Annotated in this window: 25 protein-coding genes; 12 read left to right on the forward strand and 13 right to left on the reverse strand. The window is 51.9% G+C overall.

Going from position 1 to position 20,927, the window contains the following annotated elements; all coding sequences use genetic code 11:
- The first annotated feature begins 107 nt into the window (after positions 1-107).
- Entirely contained in the window at positions 108-1,358 is a 1,251-nt protein-coding gene (gene icd, locus EoCCA6_RS20675) for an NADP-dependent isocitrate dehydrogenase (protein WP_152084247.1), read from the forward strand.
- Between the two features lie 89 nt (positions 1,359-1,447).
- On the opposite strand, the gene EoCCA6_RS20680 is transcribed toward icd, so the two are convergent.
- The gene (locus tag EoCCA6_RS20680) at positions 1,448-2,947 is read right to left on the reverse strand and encodes an EAL domain-containing protein (protein ID WP_152084248.1); all 1,500 of its coding nucleotides are present in this window, start codon (positions 2,945-2,947) and stop codon (positions 1,448-1,450) included.
- 371 nt (positions 2,948-3,318) lie between these two features.
- On the opposite strand from EoCCA6_RS20680, the gene EoCCA6_RS20685 reads away from it, so the two are divergent.
- Positions 3,319-3,567 (forward strand): GlsB/YeaQ/YmgE family stress response membrane protein, encoded by a 249-nt coding sequence (locus EoCCA6_RS20685; RefSeq protein WP_028012758.1) that lies wholly within the window; start codon positions 3,319-3,321, stop codon positions 3,565-3,567.
- A 54-nt stretch (positions 3,568-3,621) separates the two neighbouring features.
- Here the strand turns inward: EoCCA6_RS20685 and yoaJ are convergent, their stop codons facing one another.
- On the reverse strand, positions 3,622-3,696 hold the full coding sequence (gene yoaJ, locus EoCCA6_RS21795) for a protein YoaJ (RefSeq protein ID WP_071785224.1): 75 nt from the start codon (positions 3,694-3,696) through the stop codon (positions 3,622-3,624).
- On the reverse strand, positions 3,697-3,795 hold the full coding sequence (locus EoCCA6_RS20695; protein ID WP_152084249.1) for a YoaK family small membrane protein: 99 nt from the start codon (positions 3,793-3,795) through the stop codon (positions 3,697-3,699).
- Between the two features lie 311 nt (positions 3,796-4,106).
- Here EoCCA6_RS20695 and EoCCA6_RS20700 point away from each other — a divergent pair, with 311 nt between their 5' ends.
- Together EoCCA6_RS20700 and EoCCA6_RS20705 are read left to right on the forward strand one after the other, a co-directional pair.
- Positions 4,107-4,358 carry a putative hemolysin gene (locus tag EoCCA6_RS20700; protein ID WP_152084250.1) on the forward strand — a complete coding sequence of 84 codons (252 nt, stop codon included), beginning with the start codon at positions 4,107-4,109 and terminating at the stop codon, positions 4,356-4,358.
- 80 nt (positions 4,359-4,438) lie between these two features.
- Positions 4,439-4,744 carry a hypothetical protein gene (locus tag EoCCA6_RS20705; RefSeq protein WP_152084251.1) on the forward strand — a complete coding sequence of 102 codons (306 nt, stop codon included), beginning with the start codon at positions 4,439-4,441 and terminating at the stop codon, positions 4,742-4,744.
- Here the strand turns inward: EoCCA6_RS20705 and EoCCA6_RS20710 are convergent, their stop codons facing one another.
- Positions 4,745-5,089 carry a DUF488 domain-containing protein gene (locus tag EoCCA6_RS20710; protein WP_152084252.1) on the reverse strand — a complete coding sequence of 115 codons (345 nt, stop codon included), beginning with the start codon at positions 5,087-5,089 and terminating at the stop codon, positions 4,745-4,747.
- Between the two features lie 134 nt (positions 5,090-5,223).
- On the opposite strand from EoCCA6_RS20710, the gene EoCCA6_RS20715 reads away from it, so the two are divergent.
- A complete protein-coding gene (locus EoCCA6_RS20715) occupies positions 5,224-5,931 on the forward strand; it encodes a CTP synthase C-terminal region-related (seleno)protein (RefSeq protein WP_152084253.1) in 708 nt (235 codons plus the stop codon).
- 32 nt (positions 5,932-5,963) lie between these two features.
- Here the strand turns inward: EoCCA6_RS20715 and EoCCA6_RS20720 are convergent, their stop codons facing one another.
- Positions 5,964-7,151: a CynX/NimT family MFS transporter gene (locus EoCCA6_RS20720; protein WP_152084254.1), complete on the reverse strand. Its 1,188-nt coding sequence runs from the start codon at positions 7,149-7,151 to the stop codon at positions 5,964-5,966.
- Positions 7,152-7,250: 99 nt separating this feature from the next.
- Here EoCCA6_RS20720 and EoCCA6_RS20725 point away from each other — a divergent pair, with 99 nt between their 5' ends.
- Positions 7,251-8,042 (forward strand): AraC family transcriptional regulator, encoded by a 792-nt coding sequence (locus EoCCA6_RS20725; protein WP_152084255.1) that lies wholly within the window; start codon positions 7,251-7,253, stop codon positions 8,040-8,042.
- Here EoCCA6_RS20725 and EoCCA6_RS20730 read toward each other — a convergent pair.
- On the reverse strand, positions 8,026-8,472 hold the full coding sequence (locus tag EoCCA6_RS20730) for a DUF441 domain-containing protein (RefSeq protein WP_014069842.1): 447 nt from the start codon (positions 8,470-8,472) through the stop codon (positions 8,026-8,028). The two genes, EoCCA6_RS20725 and EoCCA6_RS20730, sit on opposite strands and share 17 nt — an antisense overlap.
- A gap of 149 nt (positions 8,473-8,621) precedes the next feature.
- On the opposite strand from EoCCA6_RS20730, the gene yoaI reads away from it, so the two are divergent.
- Positions 8,622-8,726 carry a small membrane protein YoaI gene (gene yoaI / locus EoCCA6_RS21695; protein ID WP_225903495.1) on the forward strand — a complete coding sequence of 35 codons (105 nt, stop codon included), beginning with the start codon at positions 8,622-8,624 and terminating at the stop codon, positions 8,724-8,726.
- 21 nt (positions 8,727-8,747) lie between these two features.
- On the opposite strand, the gene EoCCA6_RS20735 is transcribed toward yoaI, so the two are convergent.
- The gene (locus EoCCA6_RS20735) at positions 8,748-9,248 is read right to left on the reverse strand and encodes a YbaK/prolyl-tRNA synthetase associated domain-containing protein (protein ID WP_152084256.1); all 501 of its coding nucleotides are present in this window, start codon (positions 9,246-9,248) and stop codon (positions 8,748-8,750) included.
- A gap of 162 nt (positions 9,249-9,410) precedes the next feature.
- Here EoCCA6_RS20735 and EoCCA6_RS20740 point away from each other — a divergent pair, with 162 nt between their 5' ends.
- Entirely contained in the window at positions 9,411-10,307 is an 897-nt protein-coding gene (locus EoCCA6_RS20740; protein ID WP_152084257.1) for a diguanylate cyclase, read from the forward strand.
- A gap of 32 nt (positions 10,308-10,339) precedes the next feature.
- Here EoCCA6_RS20740 and EoCCA6_RS20745 read toward each other — a convergent pair whose 3' ends face one another.
- Both EoCCA6_RS20745 and yeaG read right to left on the reverse strand, forming a co-directional pair.
- Positions 10,340-11,623, reverse strand: coding sequence for a YeaH/YhbH family protein (locus tag EoCCA6_RS20745; protein WP_152084258.1), 1,284 nt, complete (start codon positions 11,621-11,623; stop codon positions 10,340-10,342).
- 72 nt (positions 11,624-11,695) lie between these two features.
- The gene (gene yeaG, locus EoCCA6_RS20750) at positions 11,696-13,630 is read right to left on the reverse strand and encodes a protein kinase YeaG (RefSeq protein ID WP_063449019.1); all 1,935 of its coding nucleotides are present in this window, start codon (positions 13,628-13,630) and stop codon (positions 11,696-11,698) included.
- A 432-nt stretch (positions 13,631-14,062) separates the two neighbouring features.
- Here yeaG and EoCCA6_RS20755 point away from each other — a divergent pair, with 432 nt between their 5' ends.
- On the forward strand, positions 14,063-14,809 hold the full coding sequence (locus tag EoCCA6_RS20755) for a MipA/OmpV family protein (protein ID WP_152084259.1): 747 nt from the start codon (positions 14,063-14,065) through the stop codon (positions 14,807-14,809).
- A gap of 90 nt (positions 14,810-14,899) precedes the next feature.
- Positions 14,900-15,754, forward strand: coding sequence for an aldo/keto reductase (locus tag EoCCA6_RS20760; protein WP_152084260.1), 855 nt, complete (start codon positions 14,900-14,902; stop codon positions 15,752-15,754).
- A 50-nt stretch (positions 15,755-15,804) separates the two neighbouring features.
- Here EoCCA6_RS20760 and EoCCA6_RS20765 read toward each other — a convergent pair whose 3' ends face one another.
- Positions 15,805-16,689, reverse strand: a complete 885-nt coding sequence (locus tag EoCCA6_RS20765; protein ID WP_152084261.1) for a D-hexose-6-phosphate mutarotase — start codon at positions 16,687-16,689, stop codon at positions 15,805-15,807.
- Between the two features lie 74 nt (positions 16,690-16,763).
- Positions 16,764-17,759 carry a glyceraldehyde-3-phosphate dehydrogenase gene (gene gapA, locus EoCCA6_RS20770; protein ID WP_006809136.1) on the reverse strand — a complete coding sequence of 332 codons (996 nt, stop codon included), beginning with the start codon at positions 17,757-17,759 and terminating at the stop codon, positions 16,764-16,766.
- Positions 17,760-18,100: 341 nt separating this feature from the next.
- Between gapA and msrB the strand changes: the two genes are divergently transcribed.
- Both msrB and EoCCA6_RS20780 read left to right on the forward strand, forming a co-directional pair.
- The gene (msrB, locus tag EoCCA6_RS20775; RefSeq protein ID WP_152084262.1) at positions 18,101-18,514 is read left to right on the forward strand and encodes a peptide-methionine (R)-S-oxide reductase MsrB; all 414 of its coding nucleotides are present in this window, start codon (positions 18,101-18,103) and stop codon (positions 18,512-18,514) included.
- A gap of 41 nt (positions 18,515-18,555) precedes the next feature.
- Entirely contained in the window at positions 18,556-18,834 is a 279-nt protein-coding gene (locus tag EoCCA6_RS20780) for a YeaC family protein (protein ID WP_152084263.1), read from the forward strand.
- A 48-nt stretch (positions 18,835-18,882) separates the two neighbouring features.
- On the opposite strand, the gene chiD is transcribed toward EoCCA6_RS20780, so the two are convergent.
- Entirely contained in the window at positions 18,883-20,139 is a 1,257-nt protein-coding gene (gene chiD, locus EoCCA6_RS20785; RefSeq protein ID WP_152084264.1) for a chitinase ChiD, read from the reverse strand.
- 108 nt (positions 20,140-20,247) lie between these two features.
- Positions 20,248-20,922, reverse strand: a complete 675-nt coding sequence (gene pncA / locus EoCCA6_RS20790; protein WP_152084265.1) for a bifunctional nicotinamidase/pyrazinamidase — start codon at positions 20,920-20,922, stop codon at positions 20,248-20,250.
- Positions 20,923-20,927: the final 5 nt, after the last annotated feature.

The following is a 20,927-nucleotide window of genomic DNA, read 5'->3' on the forward strand; positions in this document are numbered from 1 at the left end:
TAACGAAGACCTTTCATGGTGCCGGACAATCAGGTACTATCGGGAGGCTCATTACAATTTATTAACATAAGATCAGTAACAACCAGAAGCGCTCGAAGGAGAGGTTAATGGAAAGCAAAGTAGTTGTTCCGGCGGAAGGTAAAAAGATCACCCTGCAAAACGGCAAGATTAACGTTCCTCACAACCCGATTATTCCGTTCATCGAAGGCGACGGTATCGGTGTAGACGTTACCCCGGCAATGCTGAAAGTGGTTGATGCCGCTGTTGAGAAAGCCTACAAAGGCGAGCGTAAAATTTCCTGGATGGAAATTTACACCGGTGAAAAATCTACGCAAGTTTATGGCCAGGACGTCTGGCTGCCAGCTGAAACGCTGGACCTGATCCGCGACTACCGCGTTGCTATTAAAGGCCCACTGACGACGCCAGTTGGCGGCGGTATTCGTTCCCTGAACGTGGCACTGCGTCAGGAGCTGGACCTGTACGTGTGTCTGCGTCCGGTTCGTTACTACCAGGGCACCCCAAGCCCGGTTAAGCACCCTGAACTGACTGACATGGTTATCTTCCGCGAAAACTCAGAAGACATCTATGCAGGTATCGAATGGAAAGCGGACTCTGCTGACGCAGAAAAAGTGATTAAATTCCTGCGCGAAGAGATGGGCGTGAAGAAAATTCGCTTCCCGGAACATTGCGGTATCGGCATTAAGCCATGCTCCGAAGAAGGGACCAAGCGTCTGGTGCGTGCGGCCATCGAATACGCGATCACCAACGACCGTGACTCTGTGACCCTGGTTCACAAAGGCAACATCATGAAGTTCACCGAAGGCGCGTTCAAAGACTGGGGCTACCAGCTGGCGGCGGAAGAGTTCGGTGGTGAGCTGATCGACGGTGGCCCATGGCAGAAGATTAAGAACCCGAACACCGGTAAAGAGATCATCATTAAAGATGTGATCGCCGATGCGTTCCTGCAGCAGATCCTGCTGCGTCCTGCTGAATACGACGTCATTGCCTGTATGAACCTGAACGGTGACTACATTTCTGATGCCCTGGCAGCACAGGTTGGTGGTATTGGTATCGCCCCTGGCGCGAACATCGGTGATGAGTGCGCGCTGTTCGAAGCGACCCACGGTACTGCACCGAAATACGCAGGTCAGGACAAAGTGAACCCTGGCTCTATCATCCTCTCCGCAGAGATGATGCTCCGTCATATGGAATGGTTCGAAGCCGCAGACCTGATCGTGAAAGGGATGGAAGGCGCGATCAACAACAAGACCGTGACCTATGACTTTGAACGTCTGATGGAAGGCGCTAAGCTGCTGAAATGCTCAGAGTTTGGCGACGCGATTATCGCGAACATGTAATCCGGATTACGGGTTAAGTGACAACGGGAGCCTGAAGGCTCCCGTTTTTTATGAGATGAACCGGGGAAACGTGATGATACTAACGGGAGTCAATGCACTAAACCCGCAAGCATTTTAGCGAGGTCGCTGCGGCTCAGTGATTTTGAGAAATACCAACCCTGAATCAGGGCGTCAGGATATCTTTCGGCGATAAAGTTATACTGCGTTTCATTCTCGACACCCTCAAAAACAAGCGTTTTGTTCATCTTCGCCAGGGCATCACAAAAGATGACAAAGATATCCTGTTTATAGTGCTCGCTGATGCCATCAACCAGAGATTTGTCTATTTTAATTTCATCGTATTCGAGGTTGGTTAGCCTCGCCAGGTTTGAATTTTGTACACCAAAATCATCTATCGACACCTTAACGCCAATGAGCGTTAACTCCTGACAAAACTCTTCGAGGATACCTGCGCTGGCGACAGCGTTTTCAGATAATTCAATTTTTATCAGTGACAGAGGAATATTGTTCAGTAAACATTCCCGGCGTAAAAGATTGATAAATTGCCCGTCCTCAATCTCTGTTCTGCCAACATTTAACGACACCATCAATTGATGCTTAATTGTCAGCGGGGCTATTTCAGCAAGGGATTTTTTAATGACGTTAACGTAATATGTTTTATAGAGCCCAATTTTCTTAATGAGAGGGATGAAAAGTTCAGGTGAGACATTCATATGGTTCGCGTCACGCCATCTCGACAGGACTTCAACACCGACAATTTTTTTATCAGCAATGCGAATAACGGGCTGATAATTTATGCCGATCGTATTGCTTTTGACCGCCCTGACCAACGTTCGCTCCAGCGAAAAACGGTCTTCGTAGAGTCTGATGGAAAAAAGCGCGAGCGCTGTTCCGATGAGAGCCAGAATGGCTGACAGCACAATAAAGACCACAGAGGATAAGGATGCGAGACCCGCGCCATAGTGTTTCACTATAACGCATAGATCCCATCTTGAGCTGCACTGCGTGATAGTTAACGTAAATAAGGTTGAATGCCGCCAGTTATGTTTATCCGGAGCAGGGGAAACAGAAAAAAACGTTCTGCCATGATCTTTCGTCGTTGAACTGAGTGAGTAGTTTTCCGTGACCGGTGTAAATTTGTCATATGCATAGCGGGACGTGAAGATTATGACATTATTATATATGGCCGCATTGCCGGTGAAAAAACCGTATGGGGGGAACTGCGCTAAAATAAATCCCTGTGGCGTTTTATGTAATTCAGAGGGAAGGGCGACGGGTGTTGCCAGTTTGCCCCAAAAGGCTGTACAGACTATTTTCCCGTTTTCAATGAAGCCGATGTCATCAAAATAGAGATTGTCGCGCTTTAACGTTCTGTAGTGATTCAGGCTGGTGTTACCACATCCCTGAGCAGTCATCTCTTTGAGGGCTGTCGCCAAACTGAGCGATAAGTTTTCAGAATAATGCAAAAGTGTGGTGGATATCTCAAGCTGCTTATTCTTTTGTTGCTCAATAATGATGGCATTAACCGCATAAAGAGAAAGGATAACAAGGAAGGATGAAATAACTGCAACAGCAACATTCTTTTTCATTTCCTGGTTCCTGTCTGCTCCTTGAACCTCACGGATCTTACCACAGGCTGTTGAAGGTACAACCCTGACCATAATGGGGGAGTAACCTCCAAAAAAAAGCCCACTAAAAAGTGGGCAAGAAATACTGGAAGCAATGTGAGCAATGTCGTACTGAATACCTGAGTGTTTTGCTCAACTATTCAGTATTGAGAAAGATAATCTTTCTCAACAAAAGATGCAACCCTACATTTATTGTGGAACGTGATTTTTTTTGGTTTAAAAGTGAGCAAGTCAGTGACGTGATCTTCATCACGAATTTCCTTTCTGTGATCCTGTGCTATCCTTTTCTGTGTCGTTGATTTAATGACAAAAACCATACGGAGAGGAAAGCTATGGGAATTTTATCCTGGATTATCTTTGGGCTGATTGCGGGGATTCTGGCGAAGTGGATTATGCCAGGTAAAGACGGTGGCGGATTTATCGTAACCATCATTCTGGGGATTGTCGGTGCCGTTGTCGGCGGTTGGATCAGTACCTTGTTCGGATTTGGCAAAGTCGATGGCTTCAACTTTGGCAGCTTTGCTGTCGCAGTGATCGGTGCCCTGGTCGTTCTGTTTATCTACAGAAAAATCAAAAGCTAAACCTGATATGCATTGAAAAAGGCTGCCTGAAGGCAGCCTTTTTACATTGGGGTATTACCACCAGCCAAGCTGTGTACCGGCAACAGCCACGATAGCCACTATCAACATAATGAGGGTTGTTTTTCTCATTTATGCCCCTGGCGCGGCGTAACCGCCAATAAAAAACCATGCCAAAAAAACCAGTGCCGTTATAAAAATAACGACCGGGAAGAGGATTCCTGTTCTCATGCCATCACCTGTTTCGGTTTACGTAATGTCGTAAAGTGTACGGGGTTAATCCGCCGTGAGAAAGCGTGTTTTGATTTTTCCTTTTTTGCCCGCTATATAGCGCTGCCTGCAGGGGGCTGGCAGAGAAGCAAAAAAAAGCCCCGTTGTTGAGACGGGGCAAAAACATCTTGATTACGGAATGATGTTCTCTGGTCAAATCGAGAACAAGCACACTATAGTGTTGAAAAGTGCAGGATTAATGGAGAAAACATGGAGAAAGCACTGATGAGCCGTTACCCTAAGGGTTACAGGATTTTTAAAGGAGCAACGCAATGAGATATCTGTTACTCGTGCTGGCACTACCGCTTGCTGCATGCACAACAACGAAAACACCACCCGATGCGCCAGCGCCCCCACAGCTCGGTATGGCAAACCCTGCATCGGTCTATTGCCTTGAGAAAGGGGGAGAGCAAATCCCCATTCAAAGCCCGCAGGGTGTTCGTACTGAGTGCAAATTGCCCGGTGGTGAAGTGATTGATGAATGGGATCTCTATCGCCGCGATCATCCACAACCTGCCAGGTGACAGCGATACAGAGACTGCGATACACTTCTCTTTAGGATTATTCTTAGCCAGTTTCTGGCGTTACTTACCGCGAGAGAAGTATGTTTCAGTTAAAACCGGGCAGCCTGGCAATGATCATTGGTGCCCGCACGACGGCAGGCCGTCGTAACATCGGTAAATCTGTAGAGTTGTTTGGTCTTTGCCAGCCTGGCCTGCGTTTTGTTAACCCGGTGAATGGCGTAATGACTCAGTTGCCCGTCACGGCAGATCGTGCGCTGTGGCTGGTAACAGGGGACGTTTACGCGTTTGATAATCAGCATGGTTTTGCCTTTGTTCGCCCGGAACATTTGATGCCGATTTCACCGGACGAGGCGTCACAAACGCTCGACGAAATGATGTTGTCTTGATTACAAATGGCGCAACCAGTCAGCGAGTACCCGTGCGTGGTTCTGCTGCGTGTCTTTCGCGCCATAAAGTAGCGTTACGGTCTGCTTTTTAGCGCGTTCCGCAAGACGTCTCCCTTCCTCCTGCTGCTGCGCCAGCTCGTCCCGGTACGCCTTGCTGAAGGTCGTAAAATCGATCGTCTCGCTATGCAAGGCTTTGCGCAGTTCGCTGGACGGCGTCAGCACTTTGCACCACTCATCGAAGATGAGATCGGTTTTTTTCATCCCTCGCGGCCATAGCCTGTCCACCAGGACACGGTATCCGTCATCAGGACTTGCCTGTTCATATACGCGTTTGCATTGAATCATTTTCCCTCCTTAGCCTGGTTACTATAGCACTTCGTTTTTACCCACCCAATTTAAGGTATTGTGATAATTGCAGAAGATCGGTAGTCTGAGGTTCCTTATGTTGTCTGATAATATTCTGGCATAAGGAACCTTTCATGGAATTCTCCCCGGTTAAAACGACGCTGCGCATTGCGCTGGTGGGTGATTACAATCCCGATGTAGTTGCGCACAAGGCGATCCCGCTGGCCATTGACGACGCCGCTGCTGTACTGGATCTCACTGCTGATTATGACTGGCTTGCCACGACCGAGCTAACCAGTCCCGAAGATCTGGTGGGTTACGATGCCATCTGGCTGGTTCCTGCAAGCCCCTATAAAAACGCCGCGGCGGCCTTTATTGCCGCACGCTATGCCCGTGAAAACGGTATTCCTTTCCTGGGGACCTGCGGTGGATTCCAGCATGCGCTGATTGAGTACGCGCGCAATGTGCTGGGCTGGCATGATGCAGGGCATGCTGAAACCGACACTGAAGGCACCCTGGTTATTACACCACTGGCCTGCTCGCTGGTGGAAAAAACCGACGTCATTGAGTTGCGTAACAATACGCTGATCGCCAGAGCTTACGGCAAACCCGAAATTGAAGAGGGATATCACTGCAATTACGGCGTATCACCGGCGTTTGCGCAGGCGCTTGAAAGTGGCGATATGCGAGTGACGGGCTGGGACGAGCAGGGCGAGATTCGTGCCGCGGAGCTGGTTACCCATCCGTTCTTCGTTATTACCCTGTTCCAGCATGAACGTGCGGCGCTGGAAGGCAGGCCGGTTGTGCTGGTGCAGGCGATGCTACGCGCGGCGCGCGAATAAAAAAGGGCAGACTTTAACGTCAGCCATCGTCTTTAATGGAGCGTGATCTCCCGTTCACGCCCGGCAAGCATCCCGCAAACGGCCATTACCACGGCGGCTAGCCCGCAGACGATGAGCGGAATACGCCAGTCGCCTGCGGTATCGTGTATTTTCCCCATTAACGGCGGCCCGCAGGCGGCCAGCAGATAGCCAATTGATTGCGCCATTCCCGACAGAGCCGCAGCCTGATGCGCAGAGCTGGCGCGCAGGCCGATGAATGTCAGGCCGAGGATCATCGTGGCTCCGGAGCCAAAGCCAAACACCAGCGACCATATGACGGCCAGGCCAGGGGCAAACCACAATCCGGCGGTGCTGACGGCACACATCAGGGCAACGAGCCCGGCGATCCCGCGCTGATCTTTAAGCCGATGAAGGATCAACGGAACGGCCAGGCCGGGTACAGCGGTAGACAGCTGCAGAAGGCCATGCATGGAGCCTGCCTGCGTTTCGCTGTAGCCCTGGCTGAGCAAAATTGCCGGTAGCCAGCCGATAATGATGTAGTAAATCAGCGAGTTAATGCCCAGAAAGAGGGTTACCTGCCAGGCGAGGGCGGAGCGCCAGATTGCGCGGTTGTGCAACGTTCCCGCGCCCGTCACCGTCGCGGCAGGCGTTTGACGCCATTGCGGCAGCCAGAGCAGCAGTGCCACTATCGGGAAGACCATCAACATGAGCAGCGCGCCGTGCCAGCCTGCGTCACCCTGAGCCAGCGGTACAATGAGCGCTGAACCTAATGCTGCCGCTGCTCCCATCGTCAGGGAGTAGGCTCCCGTGAGTTTAGCCACCTGGCCCGGAAAGTCTCGTTTGATTAAACCGGGTAACAGTACATTTCCCAGAGCGATACCGCAGCCAATGACCGCCGTACCGGTAAACAGCATCGCGGCGGACGGCATAGAGCGAATGCCAATCCCGGCGCAAATCAGCAGCAGGGAGACAAAAAGGCTTCGCTCTATACCCATGCGGCGGGCAACGCCTGCGGCAAGCGGGGAGATGAATGCAAAGGCCAGCAGCGGCAGTGTTGTCAGCATGCCAGTTTGCGCGGTGCTTAAGCCATAGTCATGGCGAATGGTGTCGAGGAGTGGGGCGGCACCGGTAAAGGTGACGCGAAGCGTTGTGGCAATCATCAGGATGCCTGCAATCAGCAGCGCGCCTTGTTTTCCTGAAGGTCGAATAGCAGTAGTCATTGTTATCTCTTACGTTCAAGCGAGCGCACACAATACCGATTTTCCTGGCGGTTGAAATCAGGCTAAAATGACAGTTTATCGCTAATATCGGACAAATTAATGATCGGTCTGGGACTGGATGGCTATGAACCCGATAGTCAACATGATGCAGCGGTGGCGTTTCGTATTCGCGTTGTCGCAGAGGAGCAATACATCCCCTTGCATCAGCACCGAAAAGGCCAGCTGATTCTGGCTCTGGCGGGCGCGATTACCTGCGAAGTGGAAAACGCCATGCTGATGGTGCCCCCGCAGTATGCGGTGTGGATACCCGGCCAGCTACCGCACAGCAATAAGGCCACGCCGAGCGCGCAACTCTGCTTTTTGTTTATTGAACCCGGTGCTGTCGCTCTGCCGGATCGGTGCTGTACGCTAAAAATCTCGCCGCTTGTACGGGAGTTGATTCTCTCGCTGGCGGGAAAATCGCCTGAGCAGTTGCACCAGCCCGCGGTATCGCGTCTGGTCGATGTCCTGTTTGATGAGCTGCCGCTTCAGCCCCAGGAACATTTACAGTTGCCGGTTTCTCCCCATCCCAGAATCCGTCTGATGAGCGAGAAAATGGCTGAGGAACCCGCCGCCTGGCAGACGCTGGCGCAATGGGCGAGCCACTTTGCCATGAGCGAGCGCAACCTGGCACGGCTGGTGGTAAAAGAGACGGGGTTAAATTTTCGTCGCTGGCGACATCAGCTGCAACTGATTGTGGCGCTGCAGCTATTGATTGGTGGCAAGTCAGTCCAGCAGGTAGCGCAAGCACTGGGGTATGATTCAACCACCGCGTTTATCACCATGTTCAAAAAGGGGTTAGGGCAAACCCCTGCTCGCTATGTCGCCAGTTTGTCTACGACTTCCCAATAAAGAGTGAAACCAGACCAGCAGCAATCAGCGGGCCAACCGGCACACCCCGGAAGAGGGCCACGCCCAGTACGGTTCCCACCAGCAATCCGGCGACCAGCGACGGCTGGGAACTCATTAATGTGACACCTCGCCCGCCGAGCCAGGAGACAAATATACCTACCGCGATAGCGACCAGCGATTTCCAGTTGACGAACGAGTGCAGCAGCGTTGAGGCAGGTAATGTGCCGCTGGCAATGGGGGCCATCACGCCGATTGTCAGAATGATAATCCCGACCGTCAGGCCCTGCTTTTCAATCCAGGGGAAAAAGGTGTTCAGCGGTGTCACGCGCACGATAATCAGGACCAGTATGGATACGGCAACGGTGGTGTTATGGCTGATAAAGCCCAGCGCCGCGAGTCCCATAAGTATTAAGAGGGTTGGATCAAACATGAGTCATCCTTGCCAGAAAAAAGTCAGCCTGCTTACTTTACGTGTAAAACCGGATGCTGGCAGCTGTTAAAAAAGGATCTTATCTCTGTCATGTCGTTGTCATTTGCGAGAGATAAAACAGCACCAGACACAGCAAAAGGGTATGCATGATGAACGATCAAATGTTTCTTGAAACGCTGATTATCTCTTCATCGTTTTTTACCATTGCCATTATTCTGGTCGCGTCGGTGCTGTTCCTGGAAAAAAACGGCTGACAAATTTGCCAGCCTTGCGATTTAATTTTTCCGGAATGACACCAGCTCAGGGCGGGCAATACGCAGGTAATCCTGCGTGTCCATAATGACGGATTTTTCCAGCAGACCGGCGTTAAACGCGATTTCATCAAAACGTGCAAACAGCAGCGGATCGGCGACCAGCGTGAGATCGGGATGGAAGCTAAAAGGCGGAATAGCGCCAAACACGCAGGCGGTCAGGGAATCGACCTCCGCCGGGCTGGCAAGAGAGGCTTTGAGTCCGCCAAAATGACTGGCAAGCTGGCTTAAATCGGCCTGCTGATCGGCGGCCAGGATCGCCAGAACGTGTTTTTTTACACCGTTTCCCTTCACTTTACAGACCAGCGCTTTTGCGCCCTGTCCCAGCGCTGTACCGCGAATTTTACTCACCGCTTCACATTTCCCAACCGGTTCGTGGTCCACAACGCGGTATTTCGCCCCCTGGTCAGACAATAGCGAAATTAACTGCCGATGGGTGGCGGTGCCTTTTACCTCTTCAGACATGCGAGTATTACCTGTAGCAGATGATATCGGGCTTTTACAGTAGCACATTTCATTTCGACTGCGGGGCATTCACCCTCAAGGTTATATACGCCTTATTGACAAATATAAAGATACCCCTTGTTATTATCATTGCTGGTGACAAATTCAATAACAGGAGTGCTTGTGAACAGGAAGTTCAGAGATATTGACGAAACCCTGAACGGTTTAAATCATTCAACGGATGCGCATTTTAAATGGCTGGTCACTGTATTACGGTATGTGACTAACCGGGACGTTGAATTACCCGAAATCACGCATGATGACGCGCATCATCGCTGTGAATTTGGGCAATGGCTGAATATTCAGTTACAGGAGGAGAGGGATGACCGTCATTTTTTGGTCGATATTTCAGCCCGCCACCAGCGCGTTCATCAGGCCTGTCGTGACATCATGGACTCCATAGACCGGCGGGAAGTTGCTTCGCCATCTTATGATGCGTTTGAAGCTGCGTTGCTGGCATTTACCGAATCGTTGTCGCGCTTTAAAGTGCATTTGCTCCAGCTGAGAACCAGTTACGATGCGCTGACGGGTTTACCCTTGCGCAGAATTCTCGATGAATCCTTCGACTCCCTGAACATGGGGCAGAATGATGCCGGGTTATACCTGCTGCTGCTTGATATCGACCATTTCAAAAAGGTGAATGACAATTACGGCCATCTGACGGGGGATGCGGTACTGCGTTCGCTTGCGCTGCACCTTGAGGACAACGTCCGCCGTTCGGAGTCGGTGTATCGCTATGGCGGGGAGGAATTTATCATTCTTCTGCAGGCAAAAAACGATCGCGAAGCCAGCGCGGTAGCCGAACGTTTACGGCGGACCATTGCCGGGACAGAGACCGTGTCCGGCGAACATACTTTGCGCATTACCTTTACGTCAGGTTTAACGCGGGTTCATCAGGGGGAATCGCTGCGCGAAGTGCTGGAAAGGGCCGATATAGCGTTGTACAGAGGCAAACACGGCGGGCGAAACTGCACCATGCTCATTACTAAAAACCTCGACTGTATTAACGTCAGCAATTAAAAAAACAGCCAGCGGGATCGCTGGCTGCTCAGTCATGCATTGCTGGTGGACGATTGCTTGTGGAACAGCTCTCTGAACACCGGGTAGATGTCGTCCTGGTCGCGAATGTGCTGCATCGCAAAGTTATCAAACATCGATTGCAGATGCTCATATTCGCGCCATAGCGTCTGGTGCGCACGACGCGTGATTTCGATATAGCTGTAATAACGCACCACCGGCAAAATTTTCTTCGCCAGGATCTCATGACATAGCGGCGAGTCGTCCGCCCAGTTATCACCGTCCGATGCCTGCGCAGCGTAAATGTTCCACTGTGCCGGATCGTAACGCGCCTTCACCACCTCATCCATTAATTTCAGCGCGCTTGACACGATGGTCCCACCGGTCTCCTGCGAGTAGAAGAACTCATGTTCATCCACCTCTTTGGCCTGAGTATGGTGACGAATATAGACCACTTCCACGTTCTTATACGTTCTGCTCAGGAACAGATAGAGCAGAATGTAAAAACGCTTCGCCATATCTTTAGTGGCCTGGTCCATCGAACCCGAAACGTCCATCAGGCAGAACATCACGGCCTGGCTGGAAGGCTCAGGACGTTTTTCGTAGTTCTTATAACGCAGGTCGAAGGTGTCGATAAACGGCACCCGATCAATCTTCGCCCGCAGCTCTGCAATCTCTTTACGCAGCCGCTCCTCTTCAAGCAGTTGCGCCGGTTCGGTGTTTTCCACCACTTTCAGGCTGGTTTCCAGCTCACGCAGCTCGCGTCGTTTGCCGGCCGTCATTGCCGTGCGGCGCGCCAGTGAATTTTGCAACGAACGCACAACGCTGATATTGGCGGGCACGCCGTTAGCGGTATAACCGGCGCGATGGGTTTTATATTCGTTAAGCTGGCGGTGCTGGTTCTTTTTCAGATTCGGCAGTGCCAGATCTTCAAACAGCAGGTCGAGATATTCGTCTTTGGAAATCTGGAAGACAAACTCATCCTGGCCCTCGCCGTCCTGACTGGCCTGTCCCTGACCGCTTCCTGAACCACCGCCTCCGCCTTGCGGACGCTCGATTCGGTCATTCTGCACAAAGTGGTCATTACCTGGGTGGACGCGATGGCGAAGCCCGCCACGCCCCTGATGAAACATCGGTTCGCTGATGTCATCCGTGGGAATGGAGACAGATTCGCCGCTGTCGACGTCGGTTACCGAGCGTTTGTTGATGGCCTCGGAGATCGACTGTTTAATTTGCGCTTTATAACGACGCAAGAAGCGCTGGCGATTTACCGTGCTCTTGTTTTTGCCGTTAAGACGCCGGTCAATAAACCAGGTCATATGCCCCCCGTACTGCATTTGCCAACTTGCATTTTGTAGGCCCGGTAAGCATTCGCGCACCGGGCACTTGTTTTAAGACGATTTACGCACGCGCAGATACCATTCGCAGAGCAGGCGAACCTGTTTGCGGGTATAGCCTTTCTCCATCATACGGTCGACAAAATCGTCATGCTTTTTCTGCTCATCGGTTGAGGTTTTGGCGTTAAACGAAATGACCGGCAGCAGCTCTTCGGTATTTGAGAACATTTTCTTCTCAATAACCGTGCGCAGTTTTTCGTAACTGGTCCAGTTCGGATTACGTCCGTTGTTATGCGCTCTGGCGCGCAGGACGAAGTTCACAATCTCATTACGGAAGTCTTTTGGGTTACTGATCCCGGCAGGTTTCTCGATTTTTTCCAGTTCCGCATTCAGGGATTCACGGTCAAACAGCTGGCCGGTATCCGGGTCGCGATATTCCTGATCCTGTATCCAGAAGTCGGCATAGGTGACATAACGGTCGAAAATGTTCTGCCCGTATTCCGAATAGGATTCCAGATAGGCCGTCTGGATCTCTTTGCCAATGAACTCGGCATATTTCGGGATCAGGTAGCCTTTCAGGAACTCAAGATAACGTTCAGCCTGCTCTTGTGGGAACTGTTCGCGCTCGATCTGCTGTTCCAGGACATAGAACAGATGAACCGGGTTCGCCGCCACTTCCGCGTGGTCGAAGTTAAAGACGCGGGAGAGGATCTTAAACGCGAAGCGCGTGGAAAGACCATTCATCCCCTCGTCGACCCCGGCGTAGTCACGATATTCCTGATATGACTTCGCTTTTGGATCGGTATCTTTCAGACTTTCGCCATCATAGACGCGCATTTTTGAGTAGATGCTGGAGTTTTCCGGCTCTTTCAGACGCGACAGGATAGAGAAACGTGACAGTGTTTCCAGTGTGCCAGGCGCGCAGGGCGCATGCATAAGCTCACTGTGGTTAAGCAGTTTCTCGTAAATTTTGATCTCTTCTGAGATCCGCAGGCAATAAGGCACTTTGACGATATAAACACGGTCAAGAAACGCCTCATTGTTTTTATTGTTACGGAACGTCACCCACTCAGATTCGTTGGAGTGCGCCAGGATAATCCCATTAAACGGCAGGGCAGAGATGCCTTCTGTCCCGTTGTAGTTCCCCTCCTGGGTGGCGGTCAACAGCGGATGCAGCACCTTAATTGGCGCTTTAAACATCTCGACGAACTCCATAATCCCCTGGTTCGCACGGCACAGGGCACCGGAATAGCCATACGCATCCGGGTCGTTTTGCGCGTGATGTTCCAGTTTACGGATATCGACTTTACCAACCAGCGCCGAAATATCCTGGTTGTTCTCATCGCCCGGTTCTGTTTTGGCGATGGCGATCTGTTCCAGGATGGACGGCCACACTTTTACCACGCGGAATTTGGTGATATCCCCACCAAATTCATGAAGACGTTTCGCGGCCCACGGCGACATAATCGTACCGAGATAGCGATGCGGGATGCCAAACTCTTTATCCAGAATCTGCGCATCTTCCTGCGGATTAAACAGGCACAGGGGATGGTCATTTACCGGGCTGCGTTCACCGTTCGCGCTCAGCACATAAATCGGCACGCGCTGCATCAGGGCTTTCAGGCGTTCCGCCAGAGAGGATTTACCGCCACCCACAGGTCCCAGCAAATAGAGGATCTGTTTCTTCTCTTCCAGGCCCTGAGCGGCATGCTTCAGGTAGGAGACGATCTGCTCAATGGCATCTTCCATGCCATAGAACTCTTCAAACGCAGGATATCGGGCAACCACCCGATTCGAAAAGAGACGGGAAAGCCGTGGTTCCAGGGCAGTATCAACCATGTTTGGCTCACCAATAGCCATCAATAGCCGTTCTGCCGCATTGGCATAGGCACTGCGATCTTGCCGACAAATGGTAAGAAACTCCTGCAGTGTGAACTCTTCGTCCTTGGCAGCTTCATAGCGCTGGCGATAGTGATCGAATATATTCATGGCATGCCGTCCTTTCGTTTTTTAGCACAGGAAAAGAGCCGTTCGTATGAGTAGTGGAGGCTCCCGGAAGAGAATTTCTCGCACCTCACTGCCAGAGCAGCAACCTGTGTGCCAGGTCAGACGCTAAGAACCGCAGGGTGTTTTGCAAAATCTCTTCTTAAATTAAAGCGTAGATGGCATTTGCAAAACTTGCATGCCGGGAAAATCTAATTTCAATGACATATCAATAACTCATCCAAAAAAATCCACTGTTGTTATAAGGTGAAAGTGTGTTTTTCATGCTGCAGTCACATAAATGAAAGCGGGCTGTCATCTGAAAAGTGAAAAATAGCGGGTTAATCAAACTCATTAGCAGGCAAAAAGTTTTGGGATGTTCGGGAATGGCGGTTACACTTCACCCGCTGATTATTTGACTACAGGAAAGAATGGATTGTGACCAAACTCAAACTTCTGGCATTAGGCATCCTTGCCGCTACCGCCGTTAGCACCGCACAAGCGGAAGGTCAGTGGACTATTGGCGCGGGCGCTGGCGTGATTAATAGCCCGTACAAGCAGTATGACCGCGATGTTTATCCCGTTCCCGTTGTCACCTATGAAGGCGATAACTTCTGGTTCCGTGGCCTGGGCGGCGGATACTATCTGTGGAACGATACGGCCGATAAGCTCTCGATCATGGCGTACTATGATCCGACGCACTTCAAGCCAGGCGACAGCGACAGCCATGCGCTTCGCCAGCTTGACAAGCGCAGAGGCTCACTGATGGCGGGTCTCTCTTACGTCCACAACACCGAGTATGGCTTCCTGCGTACCGCACTGGCGGGCGATACTCTGGATAACAACGACGGCTTTATCTGGGATCTGGCGTGGCTTTATCGCTACACCAACGGGGCGCTGACGCTGACGCCAGGTATTGGTGTGCAGTACAGCAGCGAAAACTATAACGACTACTATTATGGCGTATCCAAAAAAGAATCTCGCCACAGTGGTCTGAACAGTTACAGCGCTGATGATGGCTGGGACCCGTACCTGGAACTGAGCGCGAGCTATAACTTCCTCGGTGACTGGAGCGTTTACGGCACCGGCCGTTATATCCGTCTGAGCGATGAAGTGAAAGATAGCCCGATGGTCGATAAGTCCTGGTCCGGCATCTTCTCTGTGGGTGTAACCTACAAGTTCTGATTGTGCATTATTACAGTGCAATCTGTGCATGATAACGGGGCGCTTGCGCCCCGTTTGCTTTAACCTGGTGCAACAAAACAGGAGAGTGAGATGAGCGTAAAAACCGTAACATTTTCCGGCAGCCGCCCGCTTCCCGCAATCGGACAGGGCACCTGGTATATGGGCGAAAAGGCTGGCCTGCGTAAAACCGAGGCAGATGCACTGCGTGCGGGCATTGACCTGGGGCTGACGTTGATTGACACCGCTGAAATGTATGCCGAAGGCGGGGCGGAAGAGGTGGTCGGCGAGGCTATTAAGGGCCAGCGTGATAAGGTTTTTCTGGTGTCCAAAGTGTACCCGTGGAATGCAGGTGGTCAGAAAGGCCTGGCCGCGTGTGAAGCGAGTCTGCGGCGTCTCGGCACCGATCATATCGACCTTTACCTGCTTCACTGGCGCGGGAATTACGCGCTGGCTGAAACCGTGGAACTGATGGAAAAACTTCAGCAGCAGGGCAAAATCGGGCGCTGGGGGGTGTCGAATCTGGATTACGATGACATGCAGGCGCTCTGGAGTGTGAAGGGCGGTTCTGCCTGCGCGACCAATCAGGTGCTCTACCATCTTGCTTCGCGTGGCATCGAATACGATCTCCTGCCCTGGTGCCAGCAGCAGGCGATGCCGGTAATGGCTTACTGCCCACTTGCACAGGCCGGGCGTTTACGTTCAGGGCTGATGAACCACCCGGTCGTCAATGAGATCGCGCGCAGCCATCATGCTACCGCCGCGCAAATTCTGCTGGCGTGGGTGATTAGCCATCCAGGCGTCATCGCCATTCCGAAAGCGGCATCCATTGAACACGTAAAAGCAAACGCGGGGGCATTAGACATTACGCTTACTGCTGAAGAACTGCTTTTGTTGGACAGGGCTTTTCCGGCCCCTGCAGTCAAAACGCCATTAGATGTCGTTTAAATCTGTACGGATTATCCCCTCTCCCCACTGGGGAGAGGGCGAGCGGTGTCTTAGCGTTTTACAATGCTAATTGTCTGCCCTAAACGAGACGGTTTCTCTTCACTCGCTTTCTGCGGCGCAGTCACACATGCGGTTTCCACGCAGACAAACGTCTTGTAGCCGTCGTCCGGTACATCCGCCATGCTGACAGAGAGCGCCGGGCCAGGGTTCCAGCCCACGACGTTACTGTGATGGTGGTGAACCACCTCAATACCACGGTTCAGGGCGCTGTCGTGGATCACGCTGCATGCTTCCGGATGCAGGTAGACGCGATCGGTGCGATCCGGGAACGTCTGCACGCCGTCGCTCAGTTTCCCTTCTTTCGCGTTATCCACTTTGTCGATAAAGGTATCGCCAAGGCCGCTCACTTTTACCGCACTGATGTCGCCGACGTTAAAGTAGGTATGCAGGGCGGAAGTGGTTTCAAACTCGCCGTGGGCTTCAAGTTCGATTTCGCAGGTTTTACCCAGCTTGAAACGGGCATACAGGGTGAAATCATGCGGCCAAAGCGCGCGGGTTTCATCGTTCGCCTGCAGTTCAAAAGTCAGCACTGCGCCGTTGTCATCTTCGTTGTGTGCTTTCAGCGTCCACTGCTGGTTACGCGCAAAACCGTGAGCAGGCAAACCTTGCTGCGCAGCCGGGCCAAACCACGGCCAGCAGATCGGTACGCCGCCGCGGATTGCTGCCCCTTTTTTGAATGAGGTCGCTTCGCTCAGCCACAGCCCTTCTTCTTCACCCTCTGGTTTCCAGGAGAGCAGGTGAGCGCCATTCAGCGCTACGGAGGCTTTTACGCGCGGGTGGTCAACGACGATAATGTCGGCTCCGTCAATCTGACGGCGGGAGAGCACAGGGGTAAGTTGTTCGACTACCGGAAGTGCAAAAATTTTATTAATCATTAAGCAATCCTCTGTCTTGAAACAATAAAAAAGGCGACCGAAGTCGCCTTTTTGGATCAGATTCTCATCTCAACTTATTTAGAGATGTGAGCGATCAGGTCCAGTACTTTGTTAGAGTAACCGGTTTCGTTGTCGTACCAGGATACCAGTTTAACGAAGTTGTCGTTCAGTGCGATACCTGCTTTAGCATCGAACACGGAAGTGCACACTTCGCCGTTGAAATCGGTAGATACAACGTCGTCTTCGGTGTAACCCAGAACGCCTTTCATTGGGCCTTCGGAAGCAGCTTTGATCGCTTTCTTAATTTCTTCATAAGAAGCAGCTTTTTCCAGACGAACGGTCAGGTCAACAACGGATACGTTAGGGGTTGGAACGCGGAACGCCATACCCGTCAGTTTGCCATTCAGTTCTGGCAGCACTTTACCTACTGCTTTAGCAGCACCGGTAGAGGATGGGATGATGTTCTGAGCCGCGCCACGGCCGCCACGCCAGTCTTTGTGAGACGGGCCGTCAACGGTTTTCTGAGTCGCAGTGGTCGCGTGAACAGTTGTCATCAGACCTTCGATGATGCCGAAGTTGTCGTTGATAACTTTAGCCAGCGGTGCCAGGCAGTTGGTGGTGCAGGATGCGTTAGAAACGATGTCCTGGCCAGCGTAAGTTTCGAAGTTAGCACCACGAACGAACATTGGGGTGTTGTCTTTGGAAGGACCAGTCAGAACAACTTTTTTCGCACCCGCAGTGATGTGTTTACGCGCGGTTTCGTCGGTCAGGAAGATACCGGTTGCTTCAGCAACAACGTCAACACCGATTTCGTTCCATTTCAGGTTAGCTGGGTCTTTCTCAGCAGTAACGCGGATGGTTTTGCCGTTAACAACCAGGTGGCCGTCTTTCACTTCAACGGTGCCGTCGAAACGACCGTGAGTTGAGTCGTACTTCAGCATGTACGCCATGTATTCAGCGTCCAGGAGATCGTTGATACCAACGATTTCGATGTCAGAACGTTTCTGAGCAGCACGGAAAACAATACGGCCGATACGGCCAAAACCGTTGATACCTACTTTGATAGTCATATATTCCACCAGCTATTTGTTAGTGAATAAAAGGTTGCCTGTAAAATTACAAAAACCTTACGCAGCGTCAAGCGGAATCGTGTCAATCATTGCGACAAATCAATCCTGTGACTAACGTTTGTGCGACTGACTCGCCTCACTTTCCCTTTGAGCTAGCAACCACATGGGGGCTGCGCCCGGAATTTTAAAGGCCTTGCAGGATAAAAATGTGAAACCGATCACAATTGCCTGTCCGCCTTTTCGCGACAAATAAGTTTAGAACAAAAGTGCACGCGCAGGTGTTAATGTTTTGTTAGAATCTGGGTTAAAAGATGTCTGTTTCTACAGCGAGATGTAAGCATATGTCGAACCAACGTAACCCTGATGATTTGAAAAAAAACCTCACAGAAATGCAGTTTTACGTGACGCAGAATCACGGTACTGAACCACCTTTTACCGGGCGTCTGCTGCACAACAAGCGGGACGGTGTCTACCACTGCCTGGTGTGCGATGCGCCGCTGTTTAGCTCGCAAACAAAATACGACTCTGGCTGTGGCTGGCCGAGCTTTTATGAGCCGGTCAGCGATGACGCGATCCGCTATCTGACCGACGCGTCGCACGGTATGGTGCGCACCGAAATTCGCTGCGGAAAGTGTGACGCACACCTCGGTCACGTCTTCCCGGATGGTCCACAGCCAACAGGCGAACGTTTCTGCGTCAATTCAGCATCGATGAGCTTCACCGATGATGAAAACGGCGACCAGACCAAAGGCTGAAAAAACGATTCAGCAAATTATTCCTTTGAAAGGGAGAGATCATGAATATTGATGACATGATTACGGGTATGACACCGGAAATATATCAGCGTCTGGTTACTGCCGTTGAACTGGGAAAATGGCCGGATGGTGTGGCGCTCACGGCGGAGCAGAAAGAGAACAGCCTGCAGCTGGTGATGTTATGGCAGGCGCGCAACAATACTGACGCACAGCACATGACGATCGACACCCAGGGTCAGATGGTGATGAAGAGCAAGCGCGAGCTGAAAGAAGATTTTGGTATTACGCCGAAGCCGATTGCGACCATGAAAATGCAATAACCGCGCGGGTTGATGCCCCCTCCCACGGGAGAGGGCTTGATTGCCTCACTACTTGTGCGGGATCTCAAGTGACTCCGCCAGTTGCTTCGCTAGCAGGTTTTCGTCATCTGCGCCATATTCCCAGAACATCGCCCCGGCAAGGCCTTTCTCCTTGATGTAGTCCGCTTTAATAGCCACAGAGCGCGGGTTTTCGTAGGAGAGGGCAAACAGCGCTTTCCCGTCGGCGGCGTTCACTGACAGCCACGGTACTTTTGCCTGGTCGTCCCAGTGTTCGGTAAAACGCTTCTGCGGATCGTTCAGCAGCTTTTTCACAATATCGTTGTACTTCACGTAGGTATCTTTGGTCAGGTCATAACCAAGCGATTTAAACAGTTCAATTTCTTGCGGACCAAAGTAAGGCTGAGTGACAGGATTTTTTTGCGCATCCGGTTTCGTCCAGTCAATACCCGGTTCAACAGAACGTTTCGGCACACGGCCATAGAAACCAATCCCGAGATTCATCTGCTGTGGCTTCAGCCCGGCGGCCAGATAGTTATTCACCACAAAATCGACGCTGTATTTATCGGCAGCGGCAACCGTCGGCCAGGCGCTGGAATCATACAGGTTGGAATTGAAATACTGGGTGCCGTACGCCATGTCGTAGGTCATCAGGTTGATATAATCGAGCAGTGGGGCGATCGCTTTCACATCCACCCAGCTTTTCGGGCTCTCTGCATTCGCACCTACCGCAATGGTGACCAGCTTTTTCTGCCCGAAGGCATCGCGCATCTCTTTCAGCAGCGCGGTGAAATTATCCCGATCGGCCGGCGTGCTCGCTACTAACCCCCACGCACCGTTGACCGGATACTCCCAGTCGAGGTCGATCCCATCGAGGCCGTATTTTTCGACAATCTCCTGCGCGGAACGGATAAACACGGCGCGTGTCTCTTTAGTTGCTGCCGCGCCAGAGAAACCTCGCGCGCCCCAGCCACCCACGGAAAGCAGCACTTTAAGGTTCGGGTTTTGTTTGCGCAGGGCAGGAATTAACGCAAGGTCGGAAGCGACTTTTGGCGACAGCCAGATTTGGTGCAGTTTCGCCGGATCTTTCAGCGCGGCGTTGGTTTCGTCTTTCTCATCGTTATAAACAAGACCAAACGAGTAGTTCAGATGGGTGATCTGGCGAACGTCGAGTTTATTGATATCGCCACCCGGTCCGGCGGTGACATCACCACCTCCGTTAAAGTAGCCCACGGACATCAGGGTACTGGCGGAAGCAACTGACGCGCAAAGCAAGGGTAATGCTGCCAGCAAGGGCAAACGTTTCATACATGTTCCTCTTTGACTTAATAAAAATAACCACGCCACAGAAAAGGCGTGGCGAAAAAACAGCCTGAAAAGAATAGCATTGCCGCTTCGCCTGAGATGCGAGGGAGTTCACTTTATGGGGATTGAGGAAGAAATGCCGGGTGGCGGCTGCGTTTCCAGCCAGTCTTCCAGCGTGTACAGCGTCGCGCCAAAGGAGGCCATATCCATAAACGCCTGCGCGCTGTCCTGCGGCTGTATATTCACCCCACGGCAGCCGTCGGTGATCACGCTAACGCTGTAGCCAAGCTGAAGCGCATCCAGCACCGTAAACTTCACGCAGTAATCCGTTGCCAGTCCGAGCACGATAAGCTCGGTGATTTCATGGTGACGTAACCACGCATCCAGCGCGGTTTTCTGACGATGCCCGTTATCAAAAAACGCGCTATAGCTATCGATAGCCGGGTTTTCGCCTTTATGGAACACCGCGTCGATGGCTTTCTGATTCAGCAGCGGATGCAGCGCTGCGCCTTCCGTCTGCTGCACGCAGTGATCGGGCCAGAACGTTTGCGCCAGCCCGTCGAGTTCACCCTGGCTGTAGGGCTCAACGCCGTGCTGGCTGGCAAAACTGCCGTGATTCGCCGGGTGCCAGTCCTGGCTTGCGACAACCGCTTCACCGCGTGATTTGCACCAGTCAATCAGCGTATTTGCAATGTCTACCGTGCTGTCACCTTCTGCGACGGCCAGCGCACCGCCCGCGCAAAAATCATTCTGTAAATCGACCAGTAACAGAGCGCGTTGCTTCATGAGAA

Source organism: Enterobacter oligotrophicus, assembly GCF_009176645.1.
Lineage (GTDB): Bacteria > Pseudomonadota > Gammaproteobacteria > Enterobacterales > Enterobacteriaceae > Enterobacter > Enterobacter oligotrophicus.